Raw genomic sequence first — 13771 nt, 5'->3', positions numbered from 1 at the left:
GCACCCTCCATGAGGCATTGACCATGCACGACCTACAAGAACTGATCGATAACAATGCGCGCTGGGCCGATGCCATCAAGCAGCGCGACCCGGACTTCTTTGCCAAGCTCGCCCGCCAGCAGACCCCGGAGTTCCTCTGGATCGGCTGCTCGGATGCGCGGGTGCCGGCCAACGAGATCGTCGGCATGTTGCCGGGCGACCTGTTCGTGCACCGCAACGTGGCCAACGTGGTGCTGCACACCGACCTCAACTGCCTGTCGGTGATCCAGTACGCGGTAGATGTGCTCAAGGTCAAACACATCCTGGTGACCGGCCACTACGGTTGTGGCGGCGTGCGCGCGGCGATGCAGGACCGCCAGTTGGGCCTGATCGATGGCTGGCTGCGCTCGATCCGCGACCTGTACTACGAAAAGCGCGTGGAGCTGGCGAAGCTGGCGACCGAGGAGGAACGGGTCGACCGGTTGTGCGAGCTCAATGTCATCCAGCAGGTGGCCAACGTCGGTCACACCACCATCGTTCAGAACGCCTGGCACCGAGGCCAGAGCCTGTCGGTCCATGGTTGCATCTACGGCATCAAGGACGGCCGCTGGAAGAGCCTGAATGCGACCATCAGCGGTCTGGACCAGTTGCCGCCGCAGTACCGGCTGCGCCCGCAGGACTGACCGGTCGCCTGTAGCCGCTGCCGCCAGGCTGCGATCGGCCGCGAGGCGGTCGTAGAACCAGGCGACCTCGCACTATCGGCTCACTGAGGTGCCTGGGTTGTGACTGCTGCGCAGTCATTCGCAGCCTGGCGGCAGCGGCTACAGGGACTCAGCTTTTCTGTAGCTGGCGCAGCGCTCGCGTTACCGCTGCGCTATTGCACTTGGCGCCGGCCTGCGTTGGCGTCATGTTGCGTATGCTGCGAAAGTACAGCTCGCACGTCTGCTTTTTCGCCGTCACCTGCCACTTCAGCGTACAGGCCGTGCGGGTCGCCCGGGCGTCGGCCATCGGATTGCGGCCCATGCCGGCCTGCCAGCAGGCAGCACTCAAGTCCTGGCCCATCATCTTCAGGCCGGCCTGGTCAGCCTTGTCCTGATCACCGCCATGGTTGTTCCTGTCGGCCGCATACCAGATCGCGCTCGGGTGATTGGCGCCCAGTACCGGCACCTGTTGCCCCGGCTCTGGGCTGATGTTGACCAGCCCCAGCACGTTGACCTTGGGGCCATATTGCTGCTGCACCCAGCTACGTACCGGTGAGCCGAAGGCGACCATGGGCAGCGAGCCGCCGTTGGCGCTGCGGGTGACTTCCCTGACCATGCGCAGCTGGTATTCCCTGAAGTAGCCATAGACCCCTTCCAGGTCCTTGCCGGCGCTGGCCGGGGCGGCGATCGGGGCGATGTCGACGATGGTCTGGAAGGCCGGTGTCTGTTCGGCGGGCACACCGTTGACGGTGAGCAGGCTGGCCCAGCGCTCGGTTGTGTTGGAGTGCAGGTAGTCCTGGGCCTGGGTCAACGAGTAGTCCGGCGGAAAGTGCAGCAGCTCGATGCTGCGCCGGTTCTCCAGGGCCATCCCCAAGGGCAGGAACAAATTCCAGTTGTATGCCCACTTGCCTTCGCGATTGAGCTGGCTGGCGCCCTGGTAGGCCAGCTCGCCAGTATCGAGCAGGGCGTTGAGCGGCTCGCTGTAGCGGGCGGGTACGCCCTGGATTTCGGCATGTAGCTGACCGTTGTCTCGGCTGACCTGCACCCGGGCGTTGGGGTAGCCGTCACGCTGCACGCTTTGGCTCAGGTAGTGTTCGACAGTCTGTTCCAGGGTCCAGTCGCGGTAGCAGACGACGCCGCAGTTATTGGGGTAGGCAAACAGCCGGGTCACGCGCTCCTGGCTACCCAGCTTCAGCTGGGCGTCGGCCAGTGCCGTTGCGCTGCAGGCCAGGGCGGCGAGGCCCAGGGTCCATCGAGCCAGTGTGTGCATGCTTAACTCCTTGTCAGTACCTCCCCGCAGTCGGGAGGCTTGCCATACTGGAGGAGTTTCCCGGGGAGCGGGAAGGGGAGAGGGCTGATGAGGCTGTGGTGCGGGGCGGGAATCTGTGCAGGACTTTTGCTGTCGCTTATGGGAAATGTCCAGGCGCAAGCCGAGGAGCGCGACCTGTACATGTTCGCCCAGTGGGCTGGCGACCATGAAACGCGGGCGTTTCGCGAGATGCTGGTGGGCGCGCGCCTGTACGGGATAGTGCCAATCCATCAGTTGCTGCGCTCGGCCAGTGACTGGAAGCTGTGTTCGGCGCAGCCCTTTGCCGTGGCGCCGGCCTCGCAGTGGCCAGCGGTGAGATCGACCCTGCAGCTGCTCAAGACCTTGGGCGATCAGCGTGTGCTGCAACGTTATGAAGTGGTCTCGGCCTATCGTGACCCTCGCCTGAACCGCTGCGCCGGCGGTGCCGTGGGCAGTGCCCATACCCGGGCCTTCGCGGTGGATGTGTTGCTGCCGGCCTGGGCCGACCCCAACCCCTTGTGCCGCTTCTGGCAGACCCAGGGCAAGGCCTGGAACATGGGCCTGGGGCGTTATCCCAGCGGGCGGATTCACATCGACACTGCAGGCTTTCGCACCTGGGGCGGCGATTTCAGTGCTGGGTCATCCTTCTGTGTTTTACCGGTGGTCGCAAAGCCTCAGAGCAAATGAGCCAGGCACGCCTGAGCTTGCTCGCCGACCCAGCGGGCGAAGCGCTGGCATTTGTCGTCGTCCGCTATCGGTCGGGTGCAGAGCAGGTAGTAGGCCGAGTTGTCCTGCACGAAGCGGCGCGGTGCCTGTAGCTGGCCACTGTCGATTTCGTCCTGGACCATGAGGAAGGACGCCATCGCCACCCCCAGCCCTGCGACAGCCGCCTGGATGCACAGGTAGAAGTGCTCGTAGTCCGCGCGCGTCGTTCCCCGGGAGGATTCCCCGCTCAGGCGCAGCCAGGTGTTCCAGGCGCTCGGGCGCGATGCAGTGTGCAACAGCCGCTGGCCGGCCAGGCCCCCGTCGGGGAGGTTCAGTTGGGCGCCGCACACCGGGCCCACCCATTCGTCACAGATCTTCAGGGCGTGCAGGTCGGCATCCCAGTGGAAGTCGTCGCGGCGCAATGCCAGGTCGACGCCGCTGCGGGCAAAGTCGATGGGGCCACCGGCGGCCACCAGGTGCAGGTGAATGTCCGGATGAGCGGCATGGAAGGCCGGCAGGCGCGGAATCAGCCACTTCATGGCAATGGTCGGTTCGCACGACAGCACCAGGACGTTCTCCCGCGCCTGCTGTTGCAGGCGGTACACCGTGCCTTCCAGTTGTTCGAATATCGACTGCGTGGTGCCGTGCAGGGCGCGGCCGGCGGCAGTGAGGAAGATCGCCCGGTTGCGCCGCTCGAACAGTTCCACCCCCAGCGACTCCTCCAGCAGGCGCACCTGGCGGCTTACGGCGCCATGGGTGACGTGCAACAGTTCGGCGGTGCGCACGAAGCTCTGGGTCTGGGCGGCCACGTCGAAATAGCGGAAGGCGGAGAGGGCGGGAAGTTTCATATCTGTGAGAAAAACTAGCGGATTTCACTCACTATAAATCGCTTTTTGTCACGGGTGGAGCTTTCGATAATGGCGCGGTGCAGAGCTATCTGTTCATTTTTCTAGCAGATCGAGGAGCTTTTCGTGAATGAACTCATTGCCGTCGCCCTGTTCACCGTCCTGGCGGTGATCAGCCCGGGCGCCGACTTCGCCATGGTCACCCGCAGCAGCTATGCCTTTGGCCGCCGTGCCGGGCTTTCGGCTGCGCTGGGTATTGCGCTGGGGGTACAGGTGCACGTGATGTACACCGTGCTGGGGATTGCCGTGATCATCAGCCAGACGCCGACGCTGTTCCTGGCCATGAAGGTACTGGGGGCGGGGTACCTGATCTATCTGGGTTACAAGTCGCTGACCAACACCCGGCGCATTACCCTGGACGGAGCGAGCGGCAGCCAGATTGGCGGGTGGAGCGCCTTCCGCTCGGGCTTTTTGACCAATGCCCTGAATCCCAAGACCATGCTGTTCGTCGTCAGTGCCTATACCCAGGTAGTGCAGCCGGGCAGTTCCCTGGCCAGCAGTCTCGGTTATGGCCTGTTCATGTCCATCGCGCACTGGCTCTGGTTCAGCCTGGTGGCGGTGTTCTTCTCCAGTACCGTATTGCGCCAGCTGATGCTCGAGCGCCAGCGCATGGTGGACAAGGTGATTGGCCTGGCGCTGCTTGGCCTTGGAGTGGCGGTGATGTTCAGTGGCGTGCGCTGAGCCTGAACATAAACGGCAGGCAAAGAAAAAGGTGAAAAAAAGCCCGCGATGGGGATGGCGGGATCTGCATAAAGCACAACACCGGCGCAAGTCCGATGTTGTATCACTGCGAGCCATTGGGTGGCAGGGCCACCCAACATTGGAGCTTAGAAACGGTATTTAGCCGACGCAGTAATGCTGCGTGGTGCACCGTAAGTCAGGGCACCGTAGGCGTCGAAAACGTCGAAGTATTTCTCGTCGGTAATATTGTCCGCATTCACCTGCGCCGAGAGGTTTTCGGTGATCTCATAGCGAGCCATCAGATTGACCAGCGCATAGGCATCCTGTTGGATTTTCTCCGAGTTGCCGGCTGGATTGGTGGCGTAGGTGTAGGTCGAATCCTGCCAGTTAACCCCGCCACCGATGGTCAGCTTGTTGAAAGCACCTGGCAAACGGTAGGTGGTAAAGGTGCGCAACAACTTGGTTGGGTACAGCGTGTTGACGTCGTCGCCTTTAGCATCTTCGGCAGTGAACTGCGTGTACCCCACAGAGGCATTCCAGTCGGTCGCGATTTCGCCCGAAACTTCCAGTTCGAAACCTTTGCTGGTCGCGCCTTCGCTTGCCTCGTAGGCGAAGCCGCCGACCGGGTTGCTTGGGTCGATCAGCTCACCCGTGCTCTTGCCCAAATTATCCTGTTTGATCTGGAAAATCGCAGCGGAGGCATTCAAGCGGCCACCGAAGTATTCACCCTTCAGACCGATTTCACTGCTCTCGCCAACGATCGGGTCCAATGCCTGACCACTGCGGTCGCGTACCGACTGCGGCAGAAAGATTTCGGTATAGCTGGCATAAGCCGATAGGTTATCAGTGAGGTCGTAGACAATGCCTGCGTAAGGCGTCAGTTCATGATCCACATCAGTCTTGCTTACTTCCGAGAACACGTCATCGGCGGTCTTCTCGTACCAGCTTTCACGGGCGCCAAGAATCACTTTCAAGTCGTCGGTTACATTCAGGCGGGTGGCTGCGTAAAGCCCTTTTTGCCGGGTTTCGCTGTAGCCGTAGTCTGTTCTCGGACCCCAGATTGGCTCTGGGAAATGGCCGTTGTAGCTATCGAAATCGGCAATACCATCAAAGCCTGTTTGCGCGTTGATCGCATCGGCGTCGAACTTCTGTTTGCTATCCACGTAACCAAAGGCCACTTCATGCTCGCGGCCCAACAGCGAGAACGGGCCATTGAAGCGGATGCCATAGTCGTCCTGGGTGGTCTCTGTCTTGTAGGTCGCCGGGAACGAAAACATCCCGGAACTCCCGTTCTGGCCTGGATTGCCGGAGAGGTAGAGCAGGGAAGAGTCGCCGGTGCGCTCGCCACGGTTGTAGCTGAGGTGGACTTGCCAGTCGTTGGCGAACGTATGGTCGAGATTGATGAAGTAGGTTTTGTAAGTGGTGTCCCACTTGCTCCAGTCGGCGGACGTTGTCTTCGAACGGCTCCAGTGAGTGCGGCTGCCATCGGCGTACCAGACCGGCAAGCCACCCCATATCGGTGATTCTGCGTTGCTTTCCTGATGACTCAAGCCAAACCATAGGGTGGTGTCGGGAGTGAGGTCGATGTCCATGGTGCCGTAAAGGGTCTGGCGCTTTTTCGAGTTCATGTCGATCCAGGTGTCGCCTTCGTTGGTCTCTGCAACCAGCCGCGCACGAACCGTACCTTCATCATTCAACGCCGTGGCCACATCGGCCTCCATGCCATAGGTGTCCCAAGTACCAGCGCTCAGCTCCAGCGAACCCTTCAAGTCCTTACTGTTGGCGCGCTTGCGTACCATATTGAGCGACGCGGAAGGATCGCCCGCGCCGGTCATCAAACCGTTGGCACCGCGTACCACTTCAACGCGGTCATACATGGCCAGGCTGCTGAAAATCTCACCCGAACTCCAAGGCTGCTCATAAATGGTCGGGACGCCATCGATCATCAGAGAGTTGAGTTCAAAGCCACGGGCGTTGAACTGGGCCCGGTTTGTTTCATAGCGATTGACCGACACGCCGGTGGCGTTGTTGACCACGTCGAGGATGGTTTTCAGATCCTGGTCTTGAATGCGCTGTTGGGTGACGACGCTGACTGACTGCGGTGTTTCGCGCAGCGACATGGTCAACGGTGTGGCCGTACGCGCAGCATCCGTCGTGTAAGAGTTGGTGTCCTCGGTAACCCCGACTTGCTCAGCGCTAGCCGTCTCGGTGATCGCGATGGGGCTCAAGGTCAAAGCGCTTTCAGTCGCTTTCTGCTCAGTTGCTTGCGCCGCCTGTAATGAAGGAGCCGCGACGGTGATACCGACCGCAAGCATGCGTACGGCGAGTGCCAGAGACGAGCGAGGGGCAACGGTTTTTTCTGCGCACAGGAAGGTGGGGGCGGGCATGCGAGCTCACATATGAATTAGTGTTAAATGATAATCACTATCATACGCGGGTGGGGTTTACTGCGGAATGGGTTTTATACCTATTTGAGAATATTTATCATGAATAGTGACGTCGGACGCATTCCCTGACCTGACCGTGTCTTACAATGGCGCCCAGTAAACATCCTTCTCTAACCCAATTGGTTGAGATCCGTGATCATGGTGTTGCAGCCAGAACTGTTCGCAGGCATACCCGATGGGGAAGGGTAGGGGTAGATGGAGATGGACGGCCAGAAACAAGAAAGCCCGCACTAGGCGGGCTTCTTGAGGTGATTCATAGACTGCTGTAGACAGCTATGGATCGGAACTTGGTGGCTACACAGGGACTTGAACCCCGGACCTAAGCATTATGAATGCTCCGCTCTAACCAACTGAGCTATGTAGCCAAGTGGCGCGCATTATTCGCTCGAAACGACCTTGTGTCAACACCTGATTTGAAAAATTTTTACGCACGATCAACCGCTTAGCGTTTTCAGGGCAGGCGCGGCACGTCGGTAACCGGCGACTGACCCGTGCGCCAGGCCAGCAGCCGTTCGGCGTCGACGTTCTCGACCATCCCCAGGCGCTTGTCGCTGATGCCCAGGCGCTGGCCGGAGACGAGCTGGCGCTTGTCGCCATCGCTGCTCACCTCGACCCGACCCTTGAGCAATACCACTTCATCCTGATCGCGGCCACGGCTGACCGCAAAGCGTGTGCCCAGCACCTGCACCCGTGCATCGCCGACTTCGACCACGAAAGGCCGACCGTCGTGAACCACTTCCAGGAACACCTGTCCTTGCACCAGGCGTACCTTGCGCACGGCCCCCCGCAGGTCGACATCCACTGCGCTGGCGCTGTCGAGCAGCAGTTTCGAACCATCGGCCAGCTGGATTTGCCGGCGCTCGCCGGAGCCGGTGGCCACATCGCTGCTCAGCCGTTGCAGCCAGGGTAACTGCAGCATCACCAGGCCGCTGATCAGCAACACGCCAGCCGCCACCGCCCAGCCGGTCCAGGAGCGTGGGGCCGATCGACGTTCACTGCGCTGCACCTGGCGTGCCGGACGTTCCAGTTGCCGCCAGAGCAGCTCGACCTCGGCCAGGGTGCGGGCGTTTTCAGGGTCCAGGCGCCAGCGTTCGAAGGCTCGCTGCTCGGTGGTGCCGAGGTCGCCTGCGCGTAGTCGGGTGAACCAGTCGAGGGCTTGCTGTTCGCGGTCGTCAGGTTCGGTCGAGAGGGGTACATCGAGCGCTGGATTCATGGTAGATCGGTCTTGTTTTCGGGGTTGTGGCATCTGAATCGGTCAAGTTTCGGGATGCTAAAGCTATTGAGAATTATTAACAAGCACGCGATCCGGGCGTTCGTCGAAAAGAATAGTGCGCTTGCTAACGAAATCGGGATAATTGGATCCCAAACTCTCGATGGAAGCTTTTGTCATGGCTGTGAGCAGTGTTTCATCCACATCACCCGCCAGCAGCGCGGCGGCCCAGAGCAGTCCACTGGTCATGCGGATCATCGCCGCCTGCGCCCTGGCGCACCTGATCAACGACCTGATCCAGGCCGTGCTGCCGTCGATCTATCCGTTGCTCAAGGAAAACTATGGGCTGACCTTCGCCCAGGTGGGGATGATTACCCTGACCTTCCAGATCACTGCCTCCTTGCTGCAGCCCTGGGTGGGTTTCTACACCGACCGCAAGCCGATGCCGAACCTGTTGCCCCTCGGCACCCTGTGCACCCTGGTGGGGATCGTCATGCTGGCCTACGTCGGCAGCTTCCCGATGATCCTGCTGGCCGCCGCGTTGGTGGGCATCGGTTCGTCGACCTTCCATCCGGAAACCTCGCGTATCGCCCGGCTCGCCTCGGGGGGGCGCTTCGGTCTGGCGCAGTCGACCTTCCAGGTCGGCGGCAACGCCGGTTCCGCCTTCGGCCCGTTGCTGGCGGCCGCGATCATCATTCCGTTCGGCCAGGGCAATGTCGTCTGGTTCGGTCTGTTCGCGGTGTGTGCCGTGCTGGTCACCTATGGCCTGAGCCGCTGGTACCGCGAACACCTGAACCTGTTCAAGGCCAAGCAGGGGCAGCGCGCAACCCATGGCCTTTCCCGCAACCGGGTAATCGGTGCGCTGGTGGTGCTGGGGCTGTTGGTGTTCTCCAAGTACTTCTACATGTCCAGCCTGACCAGCTACTTCACCTTCTACCTGATCGAGAAATTCGACCTGTCGGTGGGAAGCTCGCAGTTGCATCTGTTCCTGTTCCTCGGTGCGGTGGCGGCGGGGACCTTCTTCGGCGGACCGATCGGTGACCGCATCGGGCGCAAGGCGGTGATCTGGTTCTCGATCCTCGGCGTTGCGCCCTTCACCCTGGCGCTGCCTTATGCGGACCTGTTCTGGACCAGCGTACTCAGCGTGATCATCGGCTTTATCCTGGCGTCGGCGTTCTCGGCCATCGTGGTCTATGCCCAGGAACTGGTGCCGGGCAATGTCGGCATGATCGCCGGGATTTTCTTCGGCCTGATGTTCGGCTTCGGCGGCATCGGTGCGGCGCTGCTCGGCTACCTGGCCGACTTCAAGGGCATCGAATACGTCTACAGCCTGTGCTCGTACCTGCCGTTGTTCGGCCTGCTGGCGATCCTGCTGCCGTCCACCGGCAAGCGTTGAGCGCTCAAGGACGGGCTATTGACGGGTGGCATGGGTTCTCCTAGAGTGCCGCCCGTCCTTTCCTGCGTAGCCGACGAATGAATCGCTCCACTGCCATCCGCCCGTTCCACCAGCCGGTCATCCTGACCCGCTGCTGCGACTGGCCGAGCGATACCGTCCTCAAGCGTCGGCGCAGCGTGCTGTTCGCCTTCACCTTCTCGCCACCCGTACACGCCCACTGACGAGGCGGCCCCATGGCCATGCCTTTGTACACCTGAATACTTTCCTGGTCGTGTTTGCGCGGGCCCGGGCGATATTACGCCTGTGTCGGCGCTTGGAGTGGTGATGAACAAGCGTTTTCTGGCGGGCCTGTTGTTCGCCGTGTCGGTGGTCGGTTTCAGCCTGGGGGCGAGCCTGCCGCTGGTGTCCCTGCGTCTGCTCGAAGCGGGTGCCAGCACCCTGCAGATCGGCATCCTCTCGGCCGTTCCGGCGGCGGGCATGATGCTCTCGGCCTTCATGGTCGATGCCTGCTGCCGGCACCTGACCCGGCGCACCATCTACCTGTTGTGCTTCGGCCTGTGCGCACTGAGCATCGGCTTGCTGGAATGGGCCTTCTCCTCGATCTACCTGCTGGGCCTGTTGCGCCTGGGGCTGGGCATCGGCATGGGCATCGCCATCATCCTCGGCGAATCCTGGGTCAACGAGCTGAGCCCGGAGCACAATCGCGGCAAAATCATGGCCCTGTACGCCACGGCCTTCACCGGCTTCCAGATGCTCGGCCCGGCCATGCTGGCCCTGGTCGGCGCCCAGAGTGCCTGGGTGACCTGGGTGGTCACCGCCTGTTATGGGCTGGCGTTGCTGTGCATCGTGCTGACGGTGCCCAACGACCACGTCGAGCATGGCGAAGAAGCTGAAAAGAGCTTTTCCCTGGCGGGCTTCTTCCGCGTGGCACCGGCGCTGTGCATGGGCGTGTTGTTCTTCTCGTTCTTCGATGCGGTGATCCTCTCGCTGATGCCGGTCTACGCCTCCAGCCACGGGTTTGCCGTGGGCGTGGCGGCCTTGATGGTGACCGTGATCCTGACCGGCGACATGCTGTTCCAGCTGCCGCTGGGCTGGCTGGCGGACCGTAGCGAGCGGACGATGGTGCACCTGGTCTGTGGCGTGGTGGCCATGCTGATCGGCATCGCCTTGCCCTGGCTGCTGCAGGTGCAATGGCTGCTGTGGCCGGCGCTGGTAGTGCTGGGGGCGGTGGCGGGCGGGGTCTACACCCTGGCGCTGGTGCTGATCGGCCAGCAGTTCAAGGGCCAGGACCTGGTGACGGCCAATGCCAGCGTCGGTCTGCTGTGGGGCGTGGGTAGCCTGGTGGGGCCGCTGGTCAGTGGCGCGGCCATGGATGTCGCGCCCCATGGCCTGCCCATGGCGCTGGCGATCATGGCGGCGTTGTTCGTCTGTTTTGCCCGTAATGCCAATCGCAAGGCGTATCGGCTTAGGGCGGCGGAGTAAGTCATCGCCGGCGATGCCGGCTCCCACAGGACAGCGACAGCTTGCAGGAGCGGTGTGACCTGTGGGAGTAACTGTCTTGATTGCCTGACGGTGTAGCCGCTGCCGCAAGGCTGCGATCGGCCGTGAAACGGCCGTAAAACCTGGCGACCTCAGTTGGTCAGGTACAACGAAGTGACCGGGATGCGACTGCCGAGCAGTCGATCGCAGCCTCGTTCCTCGGCAGCGGCTACCCATGCAGGAGCAACTGACTTTGTTGGAGCCAGCGAAGCCGGTCATCGATGCATTGCTTGAGGGGATTGAGCTACCTGTAGGAGCGGCGGTGCGACGACTCGACTTGCCCCGCGATGCGGCGGTGTGATCGATCGCGGTTGATGCATGTGATCGTACAACCAATTGCGCTATGATCCGGGTGAAGAATAATCAGGACAGATGTTCGCCATGAAAGACCAGAGCGCACTGCCACGCGCCCGCAGAAAGCCTCGCAGCCTGGCCCAGGAGCTGGTGACGATCCTCACCGAGCGCATTCGCGACGGCCACCTCAAACGCGGTGACAAACTGCCGACCGAGTCGGCGATCATGGAAGAGCAGGGGGTCAGCCGCACCGTGGTGCGTGAAGCCATTTCCCGCCTGCAGGCGGCCGGCCAGGTGGAAACCCGCCATGGCATTGGCACCTTCGTGCTCGACACGCCGAGCCCCAGCGGTTTTCGCATTGATCCTGCGACCATCGTCACCTTGCGCGAGGTGCTGGCGGTGCTGGAGCTGCGCATCAGCCTGGAGACCGAGTCGGCGGGCCTGGCGGCGGTGCGCCGTAGCCCTGAGCAACTGGCGGCCATGCGTGAGGCGCTGGATGCCCTGAACGAAAGCGTGGCCCATGCCAGCGATGCGGTGGCCTCGGATTTCCAGTTCCACCTGCAGATCGCCATGGCCACCGGCAACCGCTACTTCACCGACATCATGACCCACCTGGGTACCAGCATCATTCCGCGCACCCGCCTGAATTCGGCGCGCCTGGCCCATGATGACCAGCAGCACTACATGAGCCGGCTCAGCTACGAGCACGAAGCCATCTACGAGGCCATCGCCCGCCAGGACGCCGAAGGCGCCCGAGCCGCCATGCGCCTGCACCTGACCAACAGCCGCGAACGGCTGCGCCTGGCCCATGAAGAGGCCGAGGCCCAGGGGCAGAACGGCTGATAGCGGTGGTACGGCTATCGCCGGCTATGCCGGCTCCCACACCGGACCTTGTGGGAGCCGGCACAGCCGGCGATGGGCCCCAACGAAAAAGGCGCAGAGTGATCTGCGCCTTTTTGTTTGAAGCCCAGGGTCAGGCAATCGGCGCCGCCGACCACTCACCGTTGACCAGGCGCTTGAGCCCCAGCGGGTTGCTGTTACGCAGCGCGTCAGGCAGCAAGTCTTGCGGATAGTTCTGGTAGCACACCGGCCGCAGGAAGCGGTCGATCGCCAGGGTCCCCACTGACGTGCCGCGGGCATCGGACGTCGCCGGGTAAGGGCCGCCGTGCACCATGGCATCGCAGACTTCGACACCGGTCGGGTAGCCATTGACCAGGATGCGCCCGACCTTCTGCTCCAGCAGTGGCACCAGCCACTGGTAGTCCTGCAGATCTGCCGGCTCGCCGATCAGGGTGGCGGTCAACTGGCCACGCAGGCCCTGCAGTGCCGCCTTGAGCTCGGCATCGTCACGGGCCTCGACAATGATGGTGGTCGGGCCGAACACCTCTTCCTGCAGCAGTTCATCACCCTTGAGCAGCAGCTCGACATCGGCCTTGAACAACTGTGGTCGCGCCTGGTTGCCTGCTTGCGGCTGGCCGGCCAGGTGACGGATACCGGCGTGCGCGTGCAGGTGTTCCAGACCTTTGCTGTAGCTGCGCAGGCCTCCGGCATTGAGCATGGTTTGCGGCGCCTGGGCCGCCATCTGCTCCTGCAGGTGGGCCTGGAACGCGCTGAAGGCCGGCGAGCTGACGCCCAGCACCAGGCCCGGGTTGGTGCAGAACTGGCCACAGCCCATGACCACCGAGGCGGCCAGTTCACGGGCGGCGGATTCAGCGCGGCTGGCCAGGGCTTGTGGCAGCAGGATCACCGGGTTGATGCTCGACATCTCGGCGAACACCGGGATCGGCTGTGCACGTTCGGCCGCCATCTTGCACAGGGCATTGCCACCGCTCAGCGAGCCGGTGAAGCCCACTGCCTGGATCGCCGGGTGCTTGACCAGCGCCTCACCGACACCGGCACCGAAGATCATGTTGAACACGCCCTTGGGCATGCCGGTGCGCTCGGCGGCGCGAATGATCGCGCAGCCGACCAGGTCGGCAGTGGCCATGTGGCCGCTGTGGGCCTTGAACACCACCGGGCAGCCGGCGGCCAGGGCGGCGGCGGTATCGCCACCGGCGGTGGAGAAGGCCAGCGGGAAGTTGCTGGCGCCGAACACCGCGACCGGGCCAACGCCAATGCGCATCTGGCGCAGGTCGACCCTTGGCAGCGGCTTGCGCTCAGGCAGGGCCAGGTCGATACGTGCACCCAGAAAATCACCACGCTGCAGCACTTGGGCGAAAAGACGCATCTGGCCACTGGTGCGCGCCCGCTCACCCTGGATACGGGCTGCCGGCAGGGCGGTTTCCTGGCAGACGATGGCGATGAAGTCATCGCCCAGGGCGTCCAGTTCGTCGGCAATGGCCAGGAGGAAATCGCCACGGCGCTGTGGGCTCAATTGGCGGAACGCGGGGAAGGCGATTTCGGCGGCCAGGGCGGCGCTGTCCACTTCGCTTTCGGTGGCTTGGACGAAGGTGAACGGCAAGGCTTCGCCACTGGTGGCATCGATGCTTTTCAGCTGCTGGGTACCCGCCGCGCTGCGTGCACCGGCGATGAAGTTATGACCGAGAACGGTGGACATGGAGATCTCCTGGTTCGGTGAGTGAGATTAGATGACGGATATCGTATGAGGGCAGGGCTGCTGTGGGAG

Annotated in this window: 12 protein-coding genes and 1 tRNA gene; 7 read left to right on the top strand and 6 right to left on the bottom strand. The window is 62.5% G+C overall.

Annotated elements, in window-relative coordinates:
• Positions 1-23 precede the first annotated feature (23 nt).
• Positions 24-662 (top strand): carbonate dehydratase, encoded by a 639-nt coding sequence (gene can / locus ACIQUS_RS06500; protein ID WP_403044392.1) that lies wholly within the window; start codon positions 24-26, stop codon positions 660-662.
• 148 nt (positions 663-810) lie between these two features.
• Here can and ACIQUS_RS06495 read toward each other — a convergent pair whose 3' ends face one another.
• Positions 811-1950, bottom strand: a complete 1140-nt coding sequence (locus ACIQUS_RS06495; protein ID WP_403044390.1) for a hypothetical protein — start codon at positions 1948-1950, stop codon at positions 811-813.
• Positions 1951-2088: 138 nt separating this feature from the next.
• On the opposite strand from ACIQUS_RS06495, the gene ACIQUS_RS06490 reads away from it, so the two are divergent.
• A complete protein-coding gene (locus ACIQUS_RS06490; protein ID WP_403044388.1) occupies positions 2089-2655 on the top strand; it encodes a D-Ala-D-Ala carboxypeptidase family metallohydrolase in 567 nt (188 codons plus the stop codon).
• Here the strand turns inward: ACIQUS_RS06490 and ACIQUS_RS06485 are convergent.
• Positions 2643-3521 carry a LysR substrate-binding domain-containing protein gene (locus tag ACIQUS_RS06485; RefSeq protein WP_403044385.1) on the bottom strand — a complete coding sequence of 293 codons (879 nt, stop codon included), beginning with the start codon at positions 3519-3521 and terminating at the stop codon, positions 2643-2645. The two genes, ACIQUS_RS06490 and ACIQUS_RS06485, sit on opposite strands and share 13 nt — an antisense overlap.
• Before the next feature lie 123 nt (positions 3522-3644).
• On the opposite strand from ACIQUS_RS06485, the gene ACIQUS_RS06480 reads away from it, so the two are divergent.
• A complete protein-coding gene (locus ACIQUS_RS06480) occupies positions 3645-4259 on the top strand; it encodes a LysE family translocator (RefSeq protein WP_403044383.1) in 615 nt (204 codons plus the stop codon).
• 146 nt (positions 4260-4405) lie between these two features.
• On the opposite strand, the gene ACIQUS_RS06475 is transcribed toward ACIQUS_RS06480, so the two are convergent.
• From ACIQUS_RS06475 to ACIQUS_RS06465, 3 genes are all read right to left on the bottom strand, one after another.
• Positions 4406-6646, bottom strand: a complete 2241-nt coding sequence (locus tag ACIQUS_RS06475; protein WP_403044381.1) for a TonB-dependent siderophore receptor — start codon at positions 6644-6646, stop codon at positions 4406-4408.
• A 348-nt stretch (positions 6647-6994) separates the two neighbouring features.
• A tRNA-Met gene (locus ACIQUS_RS06470) sits at positions 6995-7071 on the bottom strand.
• An 86-nt stretch (positions 7072-7157) separates the two neighbouring features.
• Positions 7158-7919 (bottom strand): FecR family protein, encoded by a 762-nt coding sequence (locus tag ACIQUS_RS06465; protein ID WP_403044379.1) that lies wholly within the window; start codon positions 7917-7919, stop codon positions 7158-7160.
• Between the two features lie 175 nt (positions 7920-8094).
• Between ACIQUS_RS06465 and ACIQUS_RS06460 the strand changes: the two genes are divergently transcribed.
• The 4 genes from ACIQUS_RS06460 to ACIQUS_RS06445 all read left to right on the top strand — a co-directional run bounded on the left by ACIQUS_RS06460 (position 8095) and on the right by ACIQUS_RS06445 (position 11988).
• Positions 8095-9312 carry an MFS transporter gene (locus tag ACIQUS_RS06460; RefSeq protein ID WP_403044376.1) on the top strand — a complete coding sequence of 406 codons (1218 nt, stop codon included), beginning with the start codon at positions 8095-8097 and terminating at the stop codon, positions 9310-9312.
• A 77-nt stretch (positions 9313-9389) separates the two neighbouring features.
• Positions 9390-9533 carry a hypothetical protein gene (locus tag ACIQUS_RS06455; RefSeq protein WP_285862108.1) on the top strand — a complete coding sequence of 48 codons (144 nt, stop codon included), beginning with the start codon at positions 9390-9392 and terminating at the stop codon, positions 9531-9533.
• 103 nt (positions 9534-9636) lie between these two features.
• The gene (locus ACIQUS_RS06450) at positions 9637-10794 is read left to right on the top strand and encodes an MFS transporter (RefSeq protein ID WP_403044372.1); all 1158 of its coding nucleotides are present in this window, start codon (positions 9637-9639) and stop codon (positions 10792-10794) included.
• Positions 10795-11232: 438 nt separating this feature from the next.
• The gene (locus tag ACIQUS_RS06445; protein WP_403044369.1) at positions 11233-11988 is read left to right on the top strand and encodes a FadR/GntR family transcriptional regulator; all 756 of its coding nucleotides are present in this window, start codon (positions 11233-11235) and stop codon (positions 11986-11988) included.
• Between the two features lie 130 nt (positions 11989-12118).
• Here ACIQUS_RS06445 and ACIQUS_RS06440 read toward each other — a convergent pair whose 3' ends face one another.
• Positions 12119-13702, bottom strand: a complete 1584-nt coding sequence (locus tag ACIQUS_RS06440) for an aldehyde dehydrogenase (NADP(+)) (protein WP_403044366.1) — start codon at positions 13700-13702, stop codon at positions 12119-12121.
• Positions 13703-13771: the final 69 nt, after the last annotated feature.

Origin of the sequence: Pseudomonas sp. NPDC090755 (assembly GCF_044769005.1) — a bacterium.
In the GTDB taxonomy this organism is placed as follows: Bacteria; Pseudomonadota; Gammaproteobacteria; order Pseudomonadales; family Pseudomonadaceae; genus Aquipseudomonas.
Note: the sequence above shows the minus strand (reverse complement) of the source record. Positions and strands in the feature narration are given on the sequence as shown.

Excerpts from the sequence above, each read along its gene's own strand:
- can (WP_403044392.1), top strand. The coding sequence starts at position 24 with ATGCACGACCTACAAGAACTGATCGATAACAATGCGCGCTGGGCCGAT.
- ACIQUS_RS06445 (WP_403044369.1), top strand. The coding sequence starts at position 11,233 with ATGAAAGACCAGAGCGCACTGCCACGCGCCCGCAGAAAGCCTCGCAGC.
- ACIQUS_RS06495 (WP_403044390.1), bottom strand. The coding sequence starts at position 1,950 with ATGCACACACTGGCTCGATGGACCCTGGGCCTCGCCGCCCTGGCCTGC.
- ACIQUS_RS06440 (WP_403044366.1), bottom strand. The coding sequence starts at position 13,702 with ATGTCCACCGTTCTCGGTCATAACTTCATCGCCGGTGCACGCAGCGCG.
- ACIQUS_RS06450 (WP_403044372.1), top strand. The coding sequence starts at position 9,637 with ATGAACAAGCGTTTTCTGGCGGGCCTGTTGTTCGCCGTGTCGGTGGTC.
- ACIQUS_RS06490 (WP_403044388.1), top strand. The coding sequence starts at position 2,089 with ATGGGAAATGTCCAGGCGCAAGCCGAGGAGCGCGACCTGTACATGTTC.
- ACIQUS_RS06455 (WP_285862108.1), top strand. The coding sequence starts at position 9,390 with ATGAATCGCTCCACTGCCATCCGCCCGTTCCACCAGCCGGTCATCCTG.
- ACIQUS_RS06460 (WP_403044376.1), top strand. The coding sequence starts at position 8,095 with ATGGCTGTGAGCAGTGTTTCATCCACATCACCCGCCAGCAGCGCGGCG.
- ACIQUS_RS06485 (WP_403044385.1), bottom strand. The coding sequence starts at position 3,521 with ATGAAACTTCCCGCCCTCTCCGCCTTCCGCTATTTCGACGTGGCCGCC.
- ACIQUS_RS06465 (WP_403044379.1), bottom strand. The coding sequence starts at position 7,919 with ATGAATCCAGCGCTCGATGTACCCCTCTCGACCGAACCTGACGACCGC.
- ACIQUS_RS06475 (WP_403044381.1), bottom strand. The coding sequence starts at position 6,646 with ATGCCCGCCCCCACCTTCCTGTGCGCAGAAAAAACCGTTGCCCCTCGC.